This window comes from Erythrobacter aurantius (genome assembly GCF_023823125.1).
Taxonomy (GTDB): Bacteria; Pseudomonadota; Alphaproteobacteria; order Sphingomonadales; family Sphingomonadaceae; genus Erythrobacter; species Erythrobacter aurantius.
This window is the reverse complement of sequence record NZ_CP090949.1, coordinates 1,199,621-1,219,756: the sequence shown is the minus strand read 5'-3', so window position 1 is coordinate 1,219,756 and position 20,136 is coordinate 1,199,621. Positions and strand designations below refer to the sequence as shown.

Here is a 20,136-nt window from a genome sequence, read left to right as displayed (position 1 = left end):
GGGCAATGCCAAAAACGCTGTCATGCAAATTGGGAGCGGCATTGACTTGTGCATGGCTTGCCCTTGCCTGCTCTGCACCATTGCATGCCCGTGAGGCTGCTTCAGAAACAATCGCAGTATCCGCCGAGCTTCCATCTTTGGAAGTCGGCAAGAGCCGTTTCGAGTTTTCGGACTGGCATGGCCCCTCTATTCCTGTCTGGACATATGTACCCGACAGGATCGATCCGCGCAGCGCACCGATCGCAATCATCATGCACGGTGCAAGCCGCAATCCCGATGATTATCGCGACGCATGGGTGGCCGGGGCGGACGAACATGGCTTCATCGTGATCGCACCGGGTTTTTCGAACGAGGATTTCCCCGGTGCCCGCGCATACAACATGGGCAGCGTACTCGACGAGAACGGCCAGCCGCTACCGCGTGCCCAGTGGACATTCTCGGTTATCGAGCCGCTGTTCGACGAAGTGGTCTCGCGGCTTGGCAGCACCCAGACCGGCTACACGCTTTACGGTCATTCGGCGGGGTCGCAATTTGTCCATCGCTTCATGTATTTCATGCCGGAGGCACGGGCGAAGCGGTTCCTGTTTGCCAATGCCGGCTGGTACACATTCCCGGATCGTTCGATCGCGTTTCCGTTCGGCCTTGATGGCACGCCGGTCAACGAGGCAAGGCTGCAGGCGGCGCTGGCCAAGGATGTCGTGGTGCTGCTTGGCGATCAGGACAATGATGCCCGACACCGCCTGCTCAATCGCAGCCGCGAGGCGATGCGGCAAGGACGCCACCGGTTCGAGCGCGGCCAGAACTTCTTCGCCAGCGCGAGCCAACTGGCGCAAGACAATGGTTGGGACTTCGGCTGGAAATTGCGCGTGATCGAAGGGGTTGCTCACTCCAACAGCGGGATTGCCGAAGGGGCAGCCGACCTGATCGAATAGATCAGCCGAAACTCAACCCCATCGCCCATCCGCCGAGCAGATAGACCAGACCGGTGATTAGGGCGATCCCGATCAGGTTCAGCACCAATCCGCCGCGTGCCATCTGACCGATGGTGACGGCGCCCGTGCTGAATGCGATTGCATTGGGCGGGGTGCCGACGGGCAGCATGAAGGCGCAGGTCGCCGCCAATGCCGCCGGAACCAGCAAGCCCATCGGATCACCCCCGATACCAATCGCAACTCCGCCCAGCACAGGAATGAACGTCGCGGCAGTGGCGGTGTTGCTCGTCACCTCGGTCAGGAACAGGACGATGGCGACAACGGCCGCGATCAGCAGGATCACCGGCAGCGCCGCAAGGCCCGACACCTGCATGCCGAACCAGTCATCCAGCCCCGTACCCGCGACAGCTCCCGCAAGGCTGAGGCCGCCTCCGAACAGCAGCAACACCCCCCACGGGAGCCCGCGTTCTGCATCTTTCCATTCAAGCACCATCCGGCTGTTGCCTTCAGCCGGGAGGAAGAACAACGCGAGGCCAGCGGCAATGGCAATCGCGGCATCGTCAAGACTGCCCAGCCAAGGCATTGCTGCGCTGACGGCAGGAATCCCGGAAAGCAGGCCCGGAACGATCCACAGCACCGCAGCCGCAGCAAACACCAGGGCAACCATTCGTTCCCCCTGATTCATCCGGCCCAGCTTCGCTATCTCGGCATTGATCAGTTCGCGGCCTCCGGGAATTTCGGCTAGGTCGAAGCGATATAGGCTACGGGTCATCACAACCCACGCGATCAGGATGAAGGAAAAGGCAAGCGGAACGCCCAGCAGCATCCATTCGACAAATCCGATCTCGACGCCCAGTTCGTCCGCGGCATAACCGGCAATGATCGCATTGGGCGGACTGCCCAGCAGCGTGCCCAGCCCGCCCATGCTGGCTGACCATGCAATCGCCAGCACCAGGCAGATGCCGAATTTCTCGATCTCCGGATCGCCTTTGGCGCTTGCCGCAATCTGCGACGGAGCATCGCCGCCGCCCGACATGCCCCGCCCCGAAACCAGCGCCAGCACCGAAAACCCGATCGGCAGCATCATTAGTGTTGTCGCCGTGTTGGAAACCCACATCGAAAGAAACCCGGTAGCCAGCATCAACCCCAGCACAATCCTGCGCGGCGAAACCCCGACGCGGCGGAGGGTCAGCAAGGCAATCCGCCGATGCAGTTCCCATTTCTCCATCGCAATCGCGATCAGGAATCCGCCAAGGAACAGGAAGACGATCGGGCTGGCATAGGATGCTGTCGTCTCGCCTACGCTGCGCGCGGTGAGCGCGGGTATCAGGACGATGGGCAAGAGCGACGTCGCCGCCAGCGGGATCGCCTCGGTCATCCACCAGAACGCCATCAGCGTCGCGATGGCGGCAACCGCACGCGCATCGCCCGACATGTCCGCTCCGTCCAACAGCGTGTGAACAATCAGGGCAAGGACAATTCCCCCAAGGCGAAAGCCCCAGACCAGCGAGGCCGGGCGCAGATTTGCTGAGTTGCTTATTGTTCGGCTCCAGTTTCGCCGGTTTCGGCAATGACGCGCCATACCTGTTCGATGGCGGGCGCTTCGATGTTCGCAGGGTCGATCAAACCCTCAAGGGCGCCCGCATCAAGATGGCGGGTCACGCGCGGATCGGCCAGCAGTGCATCAATGAACGGGACGTCATTGGTGTACGCCGCCTCGATCACCTCCTTGACCAGCGCCTCGGCTTCGACACGCGGCATGTGATCGGCCAAGGCAAAGGCGATCTGCTGCGACAGGGCAAAACCTCGCGTTTTCTGGATATTCTCGAGCATCTGCGCGGAATCGACTTCCAGACCTGCGAGCAAGCCGGTCAGCGCACGAGCGGTGCTGACCGATTCAATCGAGATTTCCTCGACCACGCGCGCCGGGCGCGAGGTGTTGTCACGCTCGAAGAAATTGACGACATCATCGCCCAGCACTTCGGCAAGGCGCGGTATTGTCCGGCCCGCATGGATCAGGCGTTCGGGGACTTGCGGGTTGCGCTTGTGCGGCATCGAGCTTGACCCGACGACGCCATCGTCCTGCCCTTCGCTGACTTCGCCGATATCGGTACCCATCAGCAAGAACACCTCCTGCCCGATCCGCTCGTGCGAACGGGCGATCAGCCCAAGCACGAGCCCATATTCGGCCAGCACGTCGCGCGTCCCGTTCCAGTCGGCGGCGTATGGCGGGTCAAATCCCAGTTCGGCGGCAAAGGACGCCTCGACCGCGATGGCCTTGTCTCCCAGCCCGGAATAATTACCCACCGCACCTTTCAGGATTGCGGAGCGTCTTACCCGAGCACGTAATTCCGCAAGGCGCTGGCGATGGCGCACATATTCGCTGATCCAGCCGCTCACCTTCTTGCCGAATGTGATGGGCTGGGCGTGTTGCCCCAGCGTGCGTCCGATCATCGGGGTTTGGGAATGATCCTGCGCCAGCTGCGTCATCGCAGCGATATTTTCGGCAAGGCAGCTGTCGAGCATCTCGATCGCCCGATCGACCTGCAGCATCGTGGCGGTTCCGTAGATATCGACGGTCGTCGCGCCGTAGTGGACATATTGATCGCCCATGGGGTTGAGCGTCTCACGCCAGACATCGAGCAGTGCGACCATGCGGTGCTGAACAATGTCATAGCGCGCGTCGAAGGATTCTTCGGGCACAAATTCGACGCTGGCCTTGCTGGTGATGTCGTCTGCGGCTTCCTGCGGGATCACTCCATGACGCGCCTGCGCGCGGGCCATCGCCGCTTCGACATCGAGAATTATCTGGGTCTGCCCGTCATATTCGAACAGGCCCCGCACCGATCCGGGGGAACAGGCCATGGCCGCACCCGGCAAAGCCAGCGATGCGACGATAGATCCACATGCGCGAAAACCGCGCGTCATCAAGCCTTGCATCACCCTCGCCCTGTCCTTTTCACCATAGATCGCATTTATGGTGACCGCGTCAATCGTTCATGGTGTAAACGCACTGAACACGGCAAGCTGCGCTTTTGCGAACGGGAACAAGGCCACAGGGTGAAACGCACAGCAATCGTGATCGGAGCCGGAGTGATCGGCGTCGCTTCCGCCTATGCGCTGGCACGCCGGGGGTGGAGTGTAACCCTGCTGGATCGCGAAGCGGGCCCGGCAATGGGCACCAGCCACGCAAACGGCGCGCAGCTCAGCTATTGCTACACTGATGCCTTGGGCAGCCCCGCCACCATGGCGGCGCTTCCCCGGATCATGGGTGGCAAGGGCGGAGTCAGTTTCGGCATCGACTTCGCCCCCGATTACCTGATGTGGCTTGCGCAGTTTGCACGCAATTGCACCGCGGCCCGGTTTCGCAGGAACACGCTGGATATCCTCGAACTCGCCCTGCAATCACGAGACGCAATGGATGCGCTTTGCGATCAGCATCAAATCGAATTTTCGCACCGCATCGCCGGAAAGATCCACCTGCTCTATTCGCAGGCGGAAATCGACCGGGCGCGTATGGTGCGCGATCTCAAGCGGACGAAAGGGGTTGAACAGGACATCCTCCCGCGCGAGGAACTGCGCCAGCTTGATCCGGCGCTCGGCAATCTTGATCCCACTGCCATCGCGGCAATATCGACCCCGGCCGAAGTGGTGGGTGACCCGCTGCTGTTCTGCCGTGCGATGAAGGGCATTCTTTCGCGCGAATACGGGGTCGCGATGCGGTTCAATGCCGAAGTCGCCGATCTGGCTGACAAGCGTCCAGAGGCGGTGGTGACACTTGCCACGGGCGAGGAATTGCGCGCCGATGTTGCCGTGGTGGCGGCGGGGACATGGAGCAATCGCCTGCTCGCGCCTCTTGGCCACAAACAGGCGATCCAGCCGATGAAGGGCTATTCCTTCGAGATGCCGCTGGTGGATGGGTCCCCGCGCATTTCGGTGACGGATGGAAAGCGCCGGATCGTCTTCACCCATCTGGGGGACCGGATGCGGGTCGCCGGGATTGCAGAGCTGGGCAATGCCACCACCACGATCGATCCGTTAAGGATGGAGTGGATGGTGGATGCGGCGCGGGATTGCATGCCTGAAGGCGGCGATTACCAACGCACCGGACATTTCTGGACCGGGATCAGGCCCGCCACCCCCGATACAAAACCGATCACCAAGCGCGCCAGCAATTCAATCGCGATCAACACCGGTCACGGCGCACTGGGCTGGACTTTGGCGATGGGTTCAGGCGAAAGGCTGGCGAAACTGCTGGATGCCTAGGAGGCGCAGCTTGCCGGTTTGAGCAGCGGGCGGCCGGGCAGTTGCCCGGTGTGTGCCCCACCTCGGATCACCACTTCGCCATTGACCAGCAAATGGACAACCCCGCTCGAAAGCTCCTCCGGCGCCGAATAGGTGGCGCGAGGCGCAAAGCGTTCCGGATCGAGCACCACGACATCGGCAAAGTATCCCGGCTTCAAATACCCGCGCCCTTGCAGTCCAATGATATCCGCCGTCTGTCCGCTGCTGCGCCGGACAAAGCGGGCCATGTCCATCATGCCACCGTCAGCCACCAGATCGCGATAGGCCTTGGGGAAGCTCGCGTATTTGCGCGGGTGCCCAGTCGATCCGTCCGATCCCGTAACGACCCAGTCACGCGCGGCAAAAGCGGCGATGTCATCAGGATTCATATTGAACGAGGCCAGCCGCGCATCACCCGTCCGCAGCACGGCAATGGCCGCATCAGCCGGGGCAATGCCTTGATCACGAGCCAATTGCTCCAGCGTCTTGCCGGTTTCGACTTCCGCTTCCCCGAGTGCACCGGTCACCAGCAACCGATCCGAACCGCCACGCCGCTCGATCGCTTCCTCAATACCCTGCCTGATGGCCAGTCTTTGCTCCGGCTTGGCCAAGCGCTCGCGCAAGGCTTCAAGCCCTCCCTCCAGCGCCCAGCGCGGCACAAGAGCGTTGGAAATGCGCGTACCGGAGGCTTCCCACGGATATTGATCGGCGCTGACCTGCTGTCCGCTGGCCTGCGCTTCCTCGATCATGGCGATCATCCGCTCGCTGTGGCCCCACACCGCCGGGCCAAGCGCCTTTATATGTGCGATGTGCACAGGCAGCCCGGCTTCACGGCCGATCTTCAGCGTTTCCGCGAGCGCCCCGGTAACGGTGACATTGTAAGTGCTCTCGTCTCGCATATGGGTGTCATAATAGCCGCCGAATTCGGTAGCGATGCGGGCCAGCGTGACGACCTCTTCGGTCTTCGCGAAATTCTGCGGGACGTAATACAGCCCGGTCGAAAACCCCCAGGCCCCTTCACACATCGCCTGCCGGGTCAAAGCGCCCATCTGTGCCAGTTCAGCAGCGTCAGGCTCCCGGTCAACCCTTCCCAGCACCTCCTCGCGCACCGCTCCGAAACCCACGAGCCACGCGACATTGGTGCCGATCCCGCTCTCAATCGCCGCAGACGCCATGTCGGCGATCCGGTAGTCACCAAAGCCGTCATTGCCGACCAGAACGGTCGTAACCCCCTGAAACGCATAGGCCTTGTTTGCGCGGCGATCCGCATCCGAGGACACGAGATCGGCGTCGGCATGGGTGTGCGGATCGATAAAGCCCGGGGCGACGACCAGTCCGACTGCATCAATGGTGTTGCGTGCCCGGAACCGCGCATCGGCATCCTCACCGACATAGACAATGCGATCATCGAGAATGGCGATGTCGATAGATCGTCCCGTCGCGCCGGTGCCATCAAACACCATTCCGCCCGCGATAATGGTGTCGACCTCGGTCGGCTCTGCAGGGGTAGTAATCGCTAAATCGTCGACGCCGCGACACCCGGAAGAAGCCAGCATCACCGTGGCAAGCACAGCCGCCGACAAGCCGGAAGGGCACCTCATTCGTCAGCAGGCGCCGGAAGCGGCGTTTCCAGCATGGTCACCATCATAGCAATCGCAGCTTCACGCCCGATCCGCCTGATCAATTCCCGATCGGTCTCGTCGCCGATTTCAAAGGTGATCCCCGGCGAGCCATAGGTGTCGTAGGTGTACGCCTTTGAGATCGGTCGCCCGACTTCGTGCCGCGCGTCGCGTTCCACCTCATATCCCGGCATCCGTTCCTGATAGAGATCAAGCCACTTGCGCGTGAACAGTTCAGGGTCGGTCGGCAGTTCATCGGGGATGGTGTAGAAAACGTCCCGATTGGTCGAATGAAAATCGATCAGCACGCGCAGATCGCGAGCGGGATCGGCTGCGACGGCATCGAGAAGACCCTGCATCAGCTGCGTTTCAGGCTGGGTGAAAGGCCCCCAGTCACGGTTCAAGTCGACCCCGCCGGTGTTGTGACGCCAATGGCCTTTCACCACGCCGTCCGGATTAAGCAACGGAACGATCAGCGTCTCGAACCGCGCACGATAGGCCTGCGCCAAGGCACTGTCTTCCGACAGTGTTTCGACGAAGGCGAACATGGCGAACGCCCCCGTAACCTCCGGCGGATGCTGCCGCCCGATCAACACCACCGTCTCGCGCTGGCCGGTGGTTTCCCCCGCCATCCTGACCATTTCGATCTCGCGCCCCTCTGCCGAACGGCCCAGCAGGCTTCTGGCGAAGAAGGGTTTGTCCCCAAACCCGTCCAGCCAAGCGTCATAGACCGATGGCGGGAGAATTTCCTGACCGGCGACGAAAAGCGGTTCGTTGCCCAGACGCAACGTAATGCTCGCGCTCCGGTCGCCGCGCTCTCCCGAGATTTCGACCTTATCGGGCGATACCGGAGTCCAGTTCACGCCATCGGTGCTGGTCTTGGGCCAATAACGGTGCCCGCAGGTTTCATAATCAAGATCGATCGTGATCCGGGCGCGCCGCGTTGGCGTTACCCTGAATGCGTACCATGCGCTGCAATTGATATCGCCTTGGTCTTCCGGTGCAATCGTGATGGCAAAGCGGCGTTTCCCCGGCGTTTCGCAGCGCGAAAAAGCCCCGGCGGGAAAGTCCTGATCGATGCGCGCAATGTTCGTTTGGCAGGCCAGATCATCCTGCGACACAGGGGCTGCATCGGTTGCGGAGGCCCCAGCGGAGACAGCAGCCAAGACCGCACACAAGGCGGCAGAAATCACTCGCAAGTGCATATGCCCCTGCTCCCTTCATCAGACCGGGGTTTCAAGGCCGGGAGTCGCACCCCCGGCCTTGTCATATCGATCAGAAATTCTTGCGAATGTCGAACGAGAATTGCCGTCCTCGCGCGCTATGCAGGCTGCCGTAGAAGCCATAGCTTTCATCCGCGAGCGGCGGGTCTTCGTCGAGCAGGTTGTTGATGCCGAAGCGCAAGCGCGTTCCGTCAAGCGCGGTGTCGTTCTCGATCGTGTAGCTGATGCCGAAATTCATCGTGAACCAGTCATCCACCCGGAAGAACGCCAGCGTATCGTCCTGCGTACCGCTGGGATCGAAAACCTGGCCGACATAGCGACCGAACAGATTGACCCGAACCGGCCCGCTTTCCCAGCCTGCCGCCGCGCTGAAGCGCCATTTTGGACGGCCGTCGATCTCCAGCAATTCCCCAAAGCCGAACGGCTGAAGCGCACCCACATCCGCTGTCGAAAGCTCGGGAATCTGCTGCAAAATAGGCGTCAGTTCATTGAACAGCCTGTCGGCGATCGGGCCTGCCGATTGATCAAAGCCGATCAGACGTGCGGCATTCACCTGGAAATCGAAGGCACCAAAGCTGGTGTCGAATTCATACATGACGCTGAAATCGACCCCTTCCGATGTCCGCTCGTCCAAGTTGCGATAGGGGTTGAGGATTTGCTGGATGTCGCCAGCGGGGAGAATCCCCGTACCGTCATACAGCGCGATCTGATCGGCCGTCGGCGCGTCGCGGATGACGTTCGGATTGGTTTCGCCGCTGAACCGCAGCAGCAGGTCGAGCAGCAGGTTGTTCTCGCTGCCGAAAATGCCGACGAGCCCTTCCTGCTTGACCTGCCAATAATCGGCGGTGATCGTCAGACCGGGAATGAAGCTGGGGGTCAGCACCACACCGAAGTTGATGCTTTCGGTGTCCTCCGGTTCAAGATCGCGACCGCCCTCGCGGAAATCGATCGTGCCGACAGTGCCGCAGTCATCGACGTTGTCCTCAATCCCCTTGATGATCTCGGCAACGCATTCAACCACATGCGTGATCGAATTGGAACGGGTTGTACCCTGATCGTTGACCTGCACGAGGTTGGGCGCACGGAACCCTTGCGACCATGCACCGCGCAACAGGATATCACGAACCGGGCGCCAGGCCAGCGCCGCACGCGGCACGAAGGCGCTTGAGGAATCCGAGAAATCCTCGAACCGGGCCGCGAGTTGCAGTTCCAGCTCGTTGATCAGCGGAATGTCCATGTCGTCGGAGACAAGAGGGATCAGCGCCTCGGCAAAGGCCGAATAGACTTCGCGGCTACCACTTGTGTCGGGCGACGGGCTGGATCCGAGCACGTCCGAACCGAAGAAGTCGCCATTCACAGCGTTAGTGAAAGTGATCGTGCCATCAAGACGCGGATCGCGATCATCCTCGAAGGTTTCGCGGCGGAACTCGACCCCCGCTGCAATGCCAACGCCTCCGGCAGGCATTTCGAACAGGTCGGGACGCGAAACCTTGAAGTCCGCCAGCGCCAACGTGGTCTCGCCTTCGCGGAAAACGTCAATCGTGATCGAGTCGATCACCGACTGCGGATTGGGTGTGCAATCGCGTTGGATGGCTCCCACATTTCCGTTTGGCACACAGCCGCCATTGAAAGGATTGTACGCGCTGGCATCGCGACGATTGATCGCATCCTGCAGCAGAGTGTTGGAGACACGGTTGCGCGTCAGGTCGGTCGTATTGGCCTGCGCATAGAGGAAGCCGGTGTCGTAATCCCATCCGCTAAACTCGCCGCGCAGTCCTGCGACCAAGCGGAATTCGTCCTTCGTGACAGAGCCGAGGCGCGGACCCGCATCGATGAAGCGATAATCTTCCATCAGGAGCGCGCGACCGTCATCGGTCACGTTCGGGCCCAGGCCATTCGTAATGCGGTTCGGGTTGGGCGATCCATCGGCAAGTGTCGTCGCGCCGAGCGGGTTCCAGAATGCCGTGGCTTCGATCCCGATTGGAACTGCCGACAGCATGGTGCTGGCCTCACGTTCGCGGAAGCTTTCGGACCGATAGTAGGAACCTTCGAAATAGAATTCCGCCGCGTCGCTCAATTCGTAATTGAACAAGGTTTGGACGTTGATCCGTTCCTTTTGCGAGAACAGGAATCGATCGGCTCCGATGTCGTGCCTCAAATCGCGATCAATAGTACCGCCGTTATCGGCACAAATCCCGTTACCCAGATCGAGAAAGCGACCATCGCTCGGCTGCCCCGAAGATCCGAAGAACGAGCAAGGCTGGATGTGGAAGTCGTCGTCGCGCAGCACGGTGGTCCGCGACGAAGTGGCGCTCGAACCCTGGATGTCGAATGCGCCCCATGCCGAATTGATCGAGCGGTTGTCGAATTGCGTATCACCTTCGAAATCGGTCCCGACAAGGAACGGACGAAGATCGCTTGATGCGGCGTAGTCGCGCTCGGTGGCGCGCATGCCGTTTTCGTAGAAATAGCCGCCGTAAACGGTGAAATTGGCGCGTCCGTCAGCGAAATCGAAACCGAGCCCTCCGTCGAGTTGGTAGCTGTAGAGGCCGGTGCCGTCAGAGGCGCGATAGTTAGCCCTGAGATATCCGCCATCGCGGTTGCCGCGCAGGATGGTGTTGACAACGCCCGCCACCGCGTCCGCTCCATAAACGGCGGAAGCACCATCGCGCAGCACTTCGACCCGGCGAATGGCGCCCGGTGCGATCGTATTGGTGTCGGGTGATACCACCGGGACAAACAATTCGGTCTGGAAGCCGGGATTGTTGAGCATCCGGCGTCCGTTGATGAGCAGCAGCGTGTTGCCGGTGCCAAGCCCGCGCAGGTTAATCGATGCGATATCTCCGCGCGCGCCATTCACGCCGCCCGACGTGTTCTGTTCGTTGAACTCCACCGAACCAGCCTGCGGGATCGCCCGGAAGAGTTCGTCGCCGGACGCTGGATCGATGCTTTCGATCAGCTCCTCGCCCACAATCGTCACAGGCAACACATCGTCGACCTTGGCTCCCTGAATTTGGGTGCCGGTAACGACAATCACGGGCCCTTCCTCGGCTGCACGACGTTCCTGCTGGGCCGTCAAGGGAGACGTCTGCTCACCCTCGGCCTGTTGTGCATTAGCACCCGTACTTGCCAAAGCTATAACCGAAGCGCCTAGCAGCGCAAAAATCCGCGATCCGTTTGTCATGTCTTGCCCCTTGCGATCATGCGATGTTCGTGCGGCCATTCCCCTGCGGCAACACGAGCAAACTTGATATGTTTAGACTTCAAAAGGGAAAAATGCGCAACAGAGTTGCCACACATTGTCCTCAAAGGGTCATAGCTTTACGTTATGGATTTAAGCAAGGAATACCGCACTCGACCAACGACGCCGACAATCGGCCCAACGCCGGCGTGTCAAATCGTGCATCGCGGCGGCCTCGCTCGTGTGCTGGATTTTCTGCGGATTTTTCGGTCTTGCGTCCGTGCAGGAAGCGCTTCAGGCGAACAGTTCGACCATCATCTTGTGGCTCGCTTCGACCAATGCGGTATCCTCGGCATCGGCCAGCGTGACCGTTACAAAGGGCAAGGTTGGCGCTCCCATTAGGGTGTAGGCCTTCAGGTCAGGTCCGGCAAACCGCCTCGCGGTAAAACCGTCCACGATGGCAAGCCCTGCGCCAAGCTTCGCAAGCTCAGCCGCAATGTAATAGGTCTGGGCTGAGATCGCCACACGCGGTTCCACGCCGACCTGCTCCAGATAGTCGTAAATCCGGTCGGCAACCGGCCCACTGTCGCGCAGGCCAATCATCTCACGCCCTTCAAGGACATGCGGCTCCAGACAATCGATATCATCGGGAAAAACGCCGGGCGGAGCAAGCACAACGAGGCTGACGGCATTGATCGTCCGGCACCTTAGCCGCAAATCAAATTCATTATCGAAGCCAATGCACAGGTCGAACCGCTTTTCGAGGAGCGCCGGGGTCACTTCGTCGGTGTGGATTGTAGCCAGGTCAAAGGTGATATGCGGATGCGTACGCCGCATGGCTGCGACCAATGGCGGCGCAATTGCAAACCCGAGCGAAGGCAGGACTCCGAGCCTGAGATGTCCGCCCTTGCGATTGCGGATATTGCCCGCCGTTCGATCGAGCGCGCCGACCCGGTCATAGATGTCGCTGACACCGCGAAACAGCTCCTTGGCCGCCTCTGTCGGATAGAGCCGCCCCTTGCGCCGTTCGAACAGCGAAAACCCGAGCTGGTCCTCCGCATGCCGCAGGACCTTGCTGACAGAAGGCTGCGACACATAAAGCTTGCGCGCCGCAGCGCTGATCGAGCCCTCTCGATAGACATGGTAGAAGACTTCGATCTGGCGCAGCCGCATGCGCGCTAATTACAGCATCCCGAAGAAAGCGGAAGATGGCTGCGATCAATAATGATGTGAGGGGCGCCGGGAAGACTTCCGACGGCATCAATCGCCGCAGATCGCGTTATATAAATCCAATGGCTTTTGAATTGCGTGTTTCCCGACAATGCTTTGCGGGGAGGAGCCGCCCCCAACTCGATCAGCGTGAGACAGACTTCGGCGAACGACCGGGTTCGGGATTGCCTAATTCGCTTGGCATGCCAAGGTGGGCTGAAAGGGTTCTGGCAGAAGCACAGGGGGTCGCATGTCGGCGTTGAATATACGCAAGAAAGCCGCATTCGCGGCGCTGCCGCTGATTGGCCTTGCCGGTCTGCAAGGCTGCGCGCTGCCGGGACAGGAGCCCCCTCGCCTCGAGCAGGCAGTGCCCTTGCCCGATCGCTGGTCTTTCGCTGAAGCCGAGGGGCAGCAGATCGCGATGGCTTCGTATTGGCAACTGCTTGGCGATCCTCTGATCGATGAATTCGTTGCGAAGGCGCGCGCACAAAACCTCGACATCGCTCGGGCAGCGGCGCAATTGCGCGCTGCCGAGGCCGGCTTGCGCGAAGTACGCGGCGCACGACTTCCCTCTGCATCCGCCAGTGGCGGGGTAGGCCGCGATGTCGGCGATCTGGCGGTCGAGGAATTCCAGTTCTCGCTCGGCGCGGATGTGTCGTGGGAAATGGATCTGTTCGGACGCATCAGTTCTTCGATCAACGCTTCCCGCGCCGATCTGGAGGCGGCGGGATTTACCGCATCCGATGTCGAACGCGTCATTGTAGCGACAGTCGCCACTCAGACAATCACCGCAAGATCAATTGCGGCACAGCTGGAAATAGCCAAGGCCTCGCTCGCCAATCAGGACGACAATCTGCAGATTGCCATGTGGCGCAATCAGGCGGGGCTGGTGTCAAGCCTCGATGTCGAACAGGCCCGCACGCAACGGGCGCAAACGGCGGCCTCGATCCCCCAGTTCGAGAGCGATCTCGTGGCAACCGCGAACGTGATTTCGACGCTGATCGGCGAGCCACCGGGAGAGGTTTACCGCAAGCTTCTCGCCGCGCCCCAATCGGTCCCCACCCCGCCTTCCGACATTGCCATTGACGCTCCTGCCGACATCTTGCGGATGCGCCCCGATGTCAGCGCGGCCGAAGCACGGTTGGCAGGCGATCTTGAACGGCTCGGCGTTGCCAGGACCCAGCTTTATCCGCTGGCTCGGCTTTCCGGCACTGTCGGCACATCGTCGTTCGGAATCGAAAACCTGTTCGAAATCATCACCGGCAACGTATTCGCCAATGTATCGCAGCTTTTGTTCGATGCCGGGCGCACTCGGGCAAGGATAGATGCCTCGCGAGCAGTATCGGAAGGATCGCTGGCGGCGTGGCAGCAATCGATCCTTTCCGCGCTCGAAGAAGTGGAAACCGCCTCGGTCGATCTGGAAGCAAGCAATCGCCGTGTTGAGGCGCTGATCGAAGCGAGCGATGGTGCGCGCAACGCCGCCATCCTTGGGCGCAGCCAGTACCAGGCAGGGCTGATCGACTTTCAGGTCCTGCTCAATGTCGAAAGCGCGCTGCTTGGCGCTCAGACTTCACAGATTGCAGCCGAAGCTGCGCGAGCCACGGCATTTGTCAGGCTGGCGCGGGCCATGGGCGGCGGTTGGCGCATGGCCGACAGCGATAATCTTCAAACAGGGAATGACGGGCAATGAATGAAACGGCAACAACGCCCGATGGGGAAGCAAGCGTTGAGGAATTTCTCGGCGTGAAGAAGCGTCCGCGCTGGCGCCGCTGGATGAAGTTCTGGCTCCCGGCCCTGATCATCCTGATCCTGATTTTGGCAGTATCGACATGTGCGGGGGGCAAGGATGAACCCAGCTACATCACCGAAGAGGTGACGGAGAAATCGCTCGATCTCACTGTGACAGCGACGGGCAATCTGCGTCCCACCAATCAGGTCACGGTGGGCGCGGAGGTCACCGGCCCGGTCGATCAGGTTCTGGTCGATGTGAATGACCGGGTGACAAAAGGGCAAGTGATCGCGGTCATCAACACCGAGATCATTGATCAGCAGATCGCTCAGGCTCGCGCCAATCTCAATGCTGCCAGAGCCAGCCTTGTCCAGGCGCAGGCCGCGCTTGAGGCAAGCAACGCCCAGCTTGTCCGCTTCAAGGAAGTGCGCGAGCTTTCAGGCGGTCGGGTGCCGTCATTGATCGAGCTTGATCAGGCCGAGGCGGCCGTAGCCCGCGATCGCGCGTCGATTGCTTCGGCGCGTGCAAATATCGATGCCGCTCAGGCAACCTTGGGCGCCAACCTGACAACCCGCAGCCGTGCCGTCATCCGGGCGCCGGTAACGGGCGTGGTGCTCGCGAGGCAGATCGAAGTCGGACAGACGGTTGTCGCCGCTTTCAATACCGTCACGCTGTTCGTGATCGCGGAGGACCTGTCTTCCATGCAACTGCGCGTCTCGATCGACGAAGCGGATGTCGGACAGGTCGAAGCCGGACAGAAAGCGACCTTCACGGTCGATGCCTATCCTGGCAGGCGGTTCCCCGCCACGCTTGAACGGGTAGACCTTGCTTCGGGCAATACCGTCAATGAACAGGCCGGAGCAGCCGCTGCGGCCGGCGCCTCGGCAGTCAGCTATGAAGCGCGGCTGATCGTCGAGAACGACGAAGGGCTGCTCCGCCCTGGCATGACTGCGATTGCCACGATATCCACCCAGTCGACAGGCAAGATGTTGCTCGTTCCCAATGCCGCGCTGCGTTACCGTCCGGCTGAGCAAGCCGAGAGCGAAGGAGGCGGTTTTGGCGTCCGGTTCGGGCTTGAACAGCAGGAACAGGAAGCGACGATCGGTGTGGGCAGCCGTCAAAAGGTTCAGGTTCTTCAGGCCGATGGTATGCTGAAAGCAATCGACGTGGTTACCGGTCGCAGCGACGGGCGGATGACGGCAGTCGAATCCGAAGATCTCGAACCGGGCATGAAAGTCGTGACCGGCGTGAAGGCTCAGAGCGGATGAGCGAACCACCCCTGATCGAACTTGAAGGCATAACCAAGGTCTTCGGAACCGGCCCGGCGGCGTTCCAGGCGTTGAAGGGTGTCGACCTGACGATCGATCGTGGTCAGTTCGTGGCGATCATGGGACCGTCTGGCTCAGGCAAGTCGACGACAATGAACATCCTCGGCTGTCTTGATGTGCCAACAGGCGGAGTGTTTCGTTTTCGCGGGGTCGAGGTCCAGAAAATGGACCGCGACCAGCGCAGCCTGTTGCGGCGCAAGTACCTTGGTTTCGTCTTTCAGGGATTCAACCTGCTTTCACGCACGACAGCGCTTGAGAATGTCGAGCTGCCGTTATTGTATCGCGGTGAGAAGAAAAGCGTCCGGCGCGAAGCGGCCATGCATGCGCTCGACCAAGTCGGGCTGGCTCCATGGGCCTCGCACACTCCGGCGGAACTATCCGGCGGGCAGCAGCAGCGCGTTGCCATCGCCCGCGCGCTCGTGTCCGGGCCTGACGTGCTGCTCGCTGACGAACCGACCGGCAATCTCGACACCGAACGGTCTATCGAGATCATGGAGTTGATGCGCAAACTGAATTCCGACGGCATCACGGTGATCATGGTGACACATGAAGAGGAAATGGCGGCTTACGCGAAGACCGTGATCCATTTCCGCGATGGTCTGGTTGAGCGGACCGAACGCGGGGCGCGCAGCCTCGATGGAATGGAGGCACAGGCCTGATGCTGGGAGCAACCTTTCTCCTCGCGCTGCGGGAAATCCGGCGCCACCTCATGCGTTCGATCCTTACCACGCTGGGAATCATCATCGGTGTCGCAGCAGTGGTGACCATGGTGACGTTGGGCAACGGCGTGACGGCATCGGTACAGGAAGAAATATCCTCGCTCGGTGCGAGCAACTTCATCGTCTTTCCGGTGCGCACCGATCGCGGGGCAATCCGGCGGTTCGAGCTGGACGATGTGCAAGCGGTAGAACAACAGATAGCCGGCGTCGAAGTTGCTGCCGGAAATGTCGGATCAAGCGCGACCGCATTCTATAACGGGCAGGATTGGGACACGCGCGTTACCGGGGCAAACAGGGATTTCCTCAATGCCCAAACGATCGAAGTGGTCGAGGGACGGCCATTCACTGAAAGCGAGGAGACCGCAGGCCAGAACGTCTGCTTGCTTGGACCCAAAGTGCGCGAGGCGATCTTTTTGCCGGATGTCAGTCCTGTTGGTGAGGAAATGCGGCTTGGCGAGGTGCCCTGCACGGTCATCGGCGTGCTGGAAGAACGTGGCCAAGGCGGCGGCGGCGCCGATGATGACGATACGGTGATGATGCCGCTGAAGACCGTTCAACGGCGTTTCAGAGGCGATGACTCACTCGATTACTTCGTGCTGCGTTACGACACCGCCTATTCCGCAACTGTCATTCAGGACTCGCTTGTCGATCTTCTGCGCGAGCGGCGTCTGTTGCAAGGCGACGAACCCAACGACTTCAACATCATCGACACCGCTCAGGTCAACGATGCCTTGGGCGCGGTCACAGGCGCGCTTACGGCGATGGTCGCAGTGATTGCTTCGATCAGCCTTCTGGTCGGCGGCATAGGCATCATGAACATCATGCTGGTTTCAGTCACGGAGAGGACGCGCGAGATCGGCATCCGTTTGGCAATCGGGGCGCTGGCACGCGAAGTGCGGCTCCAGTTCCTGACGGAAGCGGTTGTCTTGTGCGCATTCGGGGGGATTGTCGGCCTGCTGCTCGCATTCGGCGCATCAGTCCTGATTGCCGGGCTGATCGACGTGCCCTTTGTCTTTGATCCCATGGTGAACGTCATCAGCTTCCTGTTCGCATCCGGCATGGGGATCGTTTTCGGATACTATCCGGCGCGCCGCGCGTCGCAACTCGATCCGATTGATGCCTTGCGACACGAGTAGCCTGACTCAACTTGCCCTGTGGCCAAGGTGGTAAGTCATGATTTCCAGCACTCGCGCTATCGCGAGGCCTGCGGGATCCTCTTCGCGCAGCATTGCAAAACTGCCTGAAAGCCAGAGCGCGCAATGCCCGTGAACCGTCGCAATCAATGAACGCACAAGGCTCCTTGTGTCCACTCGGTCGGCGAAGTCCAGCGTCGCAGCGACTTCGCGATCGACTATTCCGGTCAAGGCATCACGCGCTGCCTCATCCTCTGGCGCGATAGCCACCGATTTGTCGATCCTGTGATCATAGATCGCCATCCAGGCGTTCCGATTCTTGTCAGCAAAGTCGAAATAGGCACGCACCAGAGCTTCGATCCGACCTGCCCGATCTGCCGGAGCCGCTTCAAGCGCGGATTCGAGCGACCTAGCCCATTCCCTGAATGTCCGGCTGTTGATCGCCAGCAGATAGCTGTCGAGTTGGCCGAACACGTTGTAAATCGTGCCAACGGAATAACCTGCTCGCCGCGCCGCTTCTCTTGCAGAAAATCGCGCGAAGCCGCGTTCCGCCATCAGTTCGTGTCCGCATGACACAAGCAGTTCACGTAAATCCTCAGGTGAATGATCGGAACGTCTTCCCATGAAGATGGTGGATAAGCGATAAATTAAACATTGTCTATTTATTAATTGAACACCGCTCAATTATGTGACAGTGATATAGCGAATCGATTGGAGGCAGACTGGTGATCAGTGCGTTCAGAATTGCAGGCTGGGGCTCGTACCTCCCTCGAACGACACTGTTGTCGAGCGATCTGGACGCTCGCCATGGCCATGCTCCGGGCTGGACAGAACGCGAATTCGGGATTGTGTCGCGGCACGTTGCTCAAGCCGATGAAACCACCAGCATGATGGCCGCTGAAGCCGCTAGGCAAGCGCTTGATCGCGCGGGCTGGGACGTTCAGCTGCCTGACGGGATCATTGGCGGCTGTGGAGTGATGGAACAGCCCATACCTTCGACGGCGGCTCTGGTTCAGGATCGCCTCGGCTTTGGCAAGTCGGGCGTGCCCTGCTTCGACGTCAACCAGACCTGCCTGTCATTTGTTGCCGCACTGAACATTGCCGCGTTGGGCATCAGCACGGGCCGATGGAGACGCGCGCTGATCTTCGCAAGCGACATCGCTTCCGCCGGGCTTGATCCCGCCAACCCGAAAACCCGCTCAATCTTTGGCGATGGCGCTGCAGCGATCGCCATCGAAGCTTGCGGGGATCAGGCATCAGGCATGCTGTCAGTCGCGAGCGTCACCAATGGTGCGCACCACGGCCTCGCGCAATTGCGGTCTGGCGGCACAAGGCTCCGGGTCAGCGAAGGGTACGACGCGCTTATCGCGGGCTCCTATTTCGAAATGGACGCCTTCGGGATCTTCAAGGCCGCAGCCAAGGCATTGCCCGGAGTGATCGAGCAGGCATTGGATGACGCCGGTGTAAACCGCGAACAGATCGATTGCGTGATCTGCCATCAGGCCAGCGCACCGGGAGTAGAGCACGTCCGGCGCCTGTTTGAGCCGACACCGGACCGTGTGATCAACATATTCCCGCGAACGGGTAATCAGATCGCGGCATCCATCCCGACCGTGCTTGCGCATGCTCTGGAAACGGGAGCGGTTCGACCGGGCTCGACAATTATGCTCCTCGGCACAGCCGCCGGGATCAGTGCGACTGCCATGGTGATCCGGATTTGACTGCGCGCCACATCCTGATCACCGGCGCAACCGGCGGGCTTGGTATGGCTCTGGTGCGGGAAGCCGTTGCCAGAGGCCACAAAGTGACCGCGACAGGTCGATCAATACATGGCCAACCCGCACTGGAGAACGCCGGGGCCCGCTTCGTCCGATGCGATCTGGAGGATGGGCGCAGCGACATACCTGCCTTGCTTGAAGGCTGCGACAGCGTGATCCACGCCGCCGCGCTGTCCGCAAGCTGGGGCCCGCGCGATGATTTCGTCAGCGCGAATCTGACTGTCACAACACGCCTGATCGAAGCGGCCAGACAATCAGGCGTCTCAAGGTTCGTCTTCGTGTCCTCCCCTTCGATCCACGCCTGTTTTGAAGATCGCGTCGGAATCACAGAGGAAGACCCGCCTGCATCACAGCCTTTGAATTACTATGCGGAGACGAAGCTGCAGGCGGAGCGCCATGTCCTAGCATCTTCGACACCGATGATGCGCTGTTGCGCAATCCGTCCTCGCGCACTGGTGGGAGAGGGCGACCGCGTGATCCTTCCGAAGTTGGCTCAGTTGGCGCGGCGCAGGAAAATGCCGCTGCCGGGCGGAGGTCAGGCCTTGATCGAACTGACAGACTTGCGCGATGCCGCATGGGCAATTTGCGAAGCGGAACAGCGCGCCGAGACCATCGGCGGACATGCGATAAACATTTCAGGAGGTCAGCCGATCAAGGTTCGGGACCTCGCGACAAGGTTGGCCGCGGCATTGGGGACACGCCCGAAACTGGTCGACCTCCCCCTCCCCTTGGCCAAAGCGATCGCCCATGCTGCCGAAACCATCGCGCATCTTGCACGATGCGAGAGCGAGCCGGTGCTGACGCGCTATACCTTTGCAACCCTCGCCTATTCGCAAACCTTTGACCTGACCTGTGCGAACCGGTTGCTCGGCTACGCACCCCGGCATGATGCGAAAGAGACGCTGCTGCAACAGGCGCGTGCCAAAGCTTCGCCTCAAGACGATGCGAGCTGATTTGATCGCCGGATCGTGGCTGCGCACCAGGCGGCAGATGCGCGCGTC

At 60.7% G+C, this 20,136-nt stretch carries 15 protein-coding genes; 8 read left to right on the top strand and 7 right to left on the bottom strand.

Features of this window, described 5'->3' with window-relative positions; genetic code table 11:
• Positions 1-137: 137 nt before the first annotated feature.
• Positions 138-932 carry a hypothetical protein gene (locus tag L1K66_RS05780; RefSeq protein ID WP_252260018.1) on the top strand — a complete coding sequence of 265 codons (795 nt, stop codon included), beginning with the start codon at positions 138-140 and terminating at the stop codon, positions 930-932.
• Position 933: 1 nt separating this feature from the next.
• On the opposite strand, the gene L1K66_RS05775 is transcribed toward L1K66_RS05780, so the two are convergent.
• Positions 934-2,439, bottom strand: coding sequence for an SLC13 family permease (locus L1K66_RS05775; protein ID WP_407931989.1), 1,506 nt, complete (start codon positions 2,437-2,439; stop codon positions 934-936).
• Between the two features lie 29 nt (positions 2,440-2,468).
• The gene (locus tag L1K66_RS05770; protein WP_252260016.1) at positions 2,469-3,872 is read right to left on the bottom strand and encodes a lyase family protein; all 1,404 of its coding nucleotides are present in this window, start codon (positions 3,870-3,872) and stop codon (positions 2,469-2,471) included.
• A gap of 120 nt (positions 3,873-3,992) precedes the next feature.
• Here L1K66_RS05770 and L1K66_RS05765 point away from each other — a divergent pair, with 120 nt between their 5' ends.
• Positions 3,993-5,198 (top strand): FAD-dependent oxidoreductase, encoded by a 1,206-nt coding sequence (locus L1K66_RS05765; RefSeq protein WP_252260015.1) that lies wholly within the window; start codon positions 3,993-3,995, stop codon positions 5,196-5,198.
• Here L1K66_RS05765 and L1K66_RS05760 read toward each other — a convergent pair.
• From L1K66_RS05760 to L1K66_RS05745, 4 genes are all read right to left on the bottom strand, one after another.
• Entirely contained in the window at positions 5,195-6,799 is a 1,605-nt protein-coding gene (locus L1K66_RS05760; RefSeq protein ID WP_252260014.1) for an N-acyl-D-amino-acid deacylase family protein, read from the bottom strand. The two genes, L1K66_RS05765 and L1K66_RS05760, sit on opposite strands and share 4 nt — an antisense overlap.
• Positions 6,800-6,813: 14 nt before the next feature.
• Complete coding sequence (locus L1K66_RS05755) at positions 6,814-8,001, bottom strand: M14 family metallopeptidase (protein ID WP_252260013.1); 1,188 nt, start codon at positions 7,999-8,001, stop codon at positions 6,814-6,816.
• A 109-nt stretch (positions 8,002-8,110) separates the two neighbouring features.
• Positions 8,111-11,242: a TonB-dependent receptor domain-containing protein gene (locus tag L1K66_RS05750; RefSeq protein ID WP_252260012.1), complete on the bottom strand. Its 3,132-nt coding sequence runs from the start codon at positions 11,240-11,242 to the stop codon at positions 8,111-8,113.
• Positions 11,243-11,533: 291 nt separating this feature from the next.
• Positions 11,534-12,412: a LysR family transcriptional regulator gene (locus tag L1K66_RS05745; RefSeq protein WP_252260011.1), complete on the bottom strand. Its 879-nt coding sequence runs from the start codon at positions 12,410-12,412 to the stop codon at positions 11,534-11,536.
• Between the two features lie 286 nt (positions 12,413-12,698).
• Here L1K66_RS05745 and L1K66_RS05740 point away from each other — a divergent pair, with 286 nt between their 5' ends.
• Genes L1K66_RS05740 through L1K66_RS05725 form a run of 4 tightly spaced genes read left to right on the top strand, consistent with a single transcriptional unit; the run spans position 12,699 to position 17,360 of the window.
• Positions 12,699-14,138 carry an efflux transporter outer membrane subunit gene (locus L1K66_RS05740; protein ID WP_252260010.1) on the top strand — a complete coding sequence of 480 codons (1,440 nt, stop codon included), beginning with the start codon at positions 12,699-12,701 and terminating at the stop codon, positions 14,136-14,138.
• Complete coding sequence (locus tag L1K66_RS05735) at positions 14,135-15,445, top strand: efflux RND transporter periplasmic adaptor subunit (RefSeq protein ID WP_252260009.1); 1,311 nt, start codon at positions 14,135-14,137, stop codon at positions 15,443-15,445. Before L1K66_RS05740 ends, L1K66_RS05735 begins: the two co-directional genes overlap by 4 nt.
• Positions 15,442-16,164, top strand: a complete 723-nt coding sequence (locus L1K66_RS05730; protein ID WP_252260008.1) for an ABC transporter ATP-binding protein — start codon at positions 15,442-15,444, stop codon at positions 16,162-16,164. The genes L1K66_RS05735 and L1K66_RS05730 overlap by 4 nt, the downstream gene beginning before the upstream one ends.
• Entirely contained in the window at positions 16,164-17,360 is a 1,197-nt protein-coding gene (locus L1K66_RS05725; protein ID WP_252260007.1) for an ABC transporter permease, read from the top strand. Before L1K66_RS05730 ends, L1K66_RS05725 begins: the two co-directional genes overlap by 1 nt.
• A gap of 6 nt (positions 17,361-17,366) precedes the next feature.
• On the opposite strand, the gene L1K66_RS05720 is transcribed toward L1K66_RS05725, so the two are convergent.
• Positions 17,367-17,981, bottom strand: coding sequence for a TetR/AcrR family transcriptional regulator (locus L1K66_RS05720; RefSeq protein WP_252260006.1), 615 nt, complete (start codon positions 17,979-17,981; stop codon positions 17,367-17,369).
• Positions 17,982-18,082: 101 nt separating this feature from the next.
• On the opposite strand from L1K66_RS05720, the gene L1K66_RS05715 reads away from it, so the two are divergent.
• Entirely contained in the window at positions 18,083-19,078 is a 996-nt protein-coding gene (locus tag L1K66_RS05715) for a 3-oxoacyl-[acyl-carrier-protein] synthase III C-terminal domain-containing protein (RefSeq protein WP_252260005.1), read from the top strand.
• Positions 19,075-20,088, top strand: coding sequence for an NAD-dependent epimerase/dehydratase family protein (locus L1K66_RS05710; protein ID WP_252260004.1), 1,014 nt, complete (start codon positions 19,075-19,077; stop codon positions 20,086-20,088). Before L1K66_RS05715 ends, L1K66_RS05710 begins: the two co-directional genes overlap by 4 nt.
• Positions 20,089-20,136: the final 48 nt, after the last annotated feature.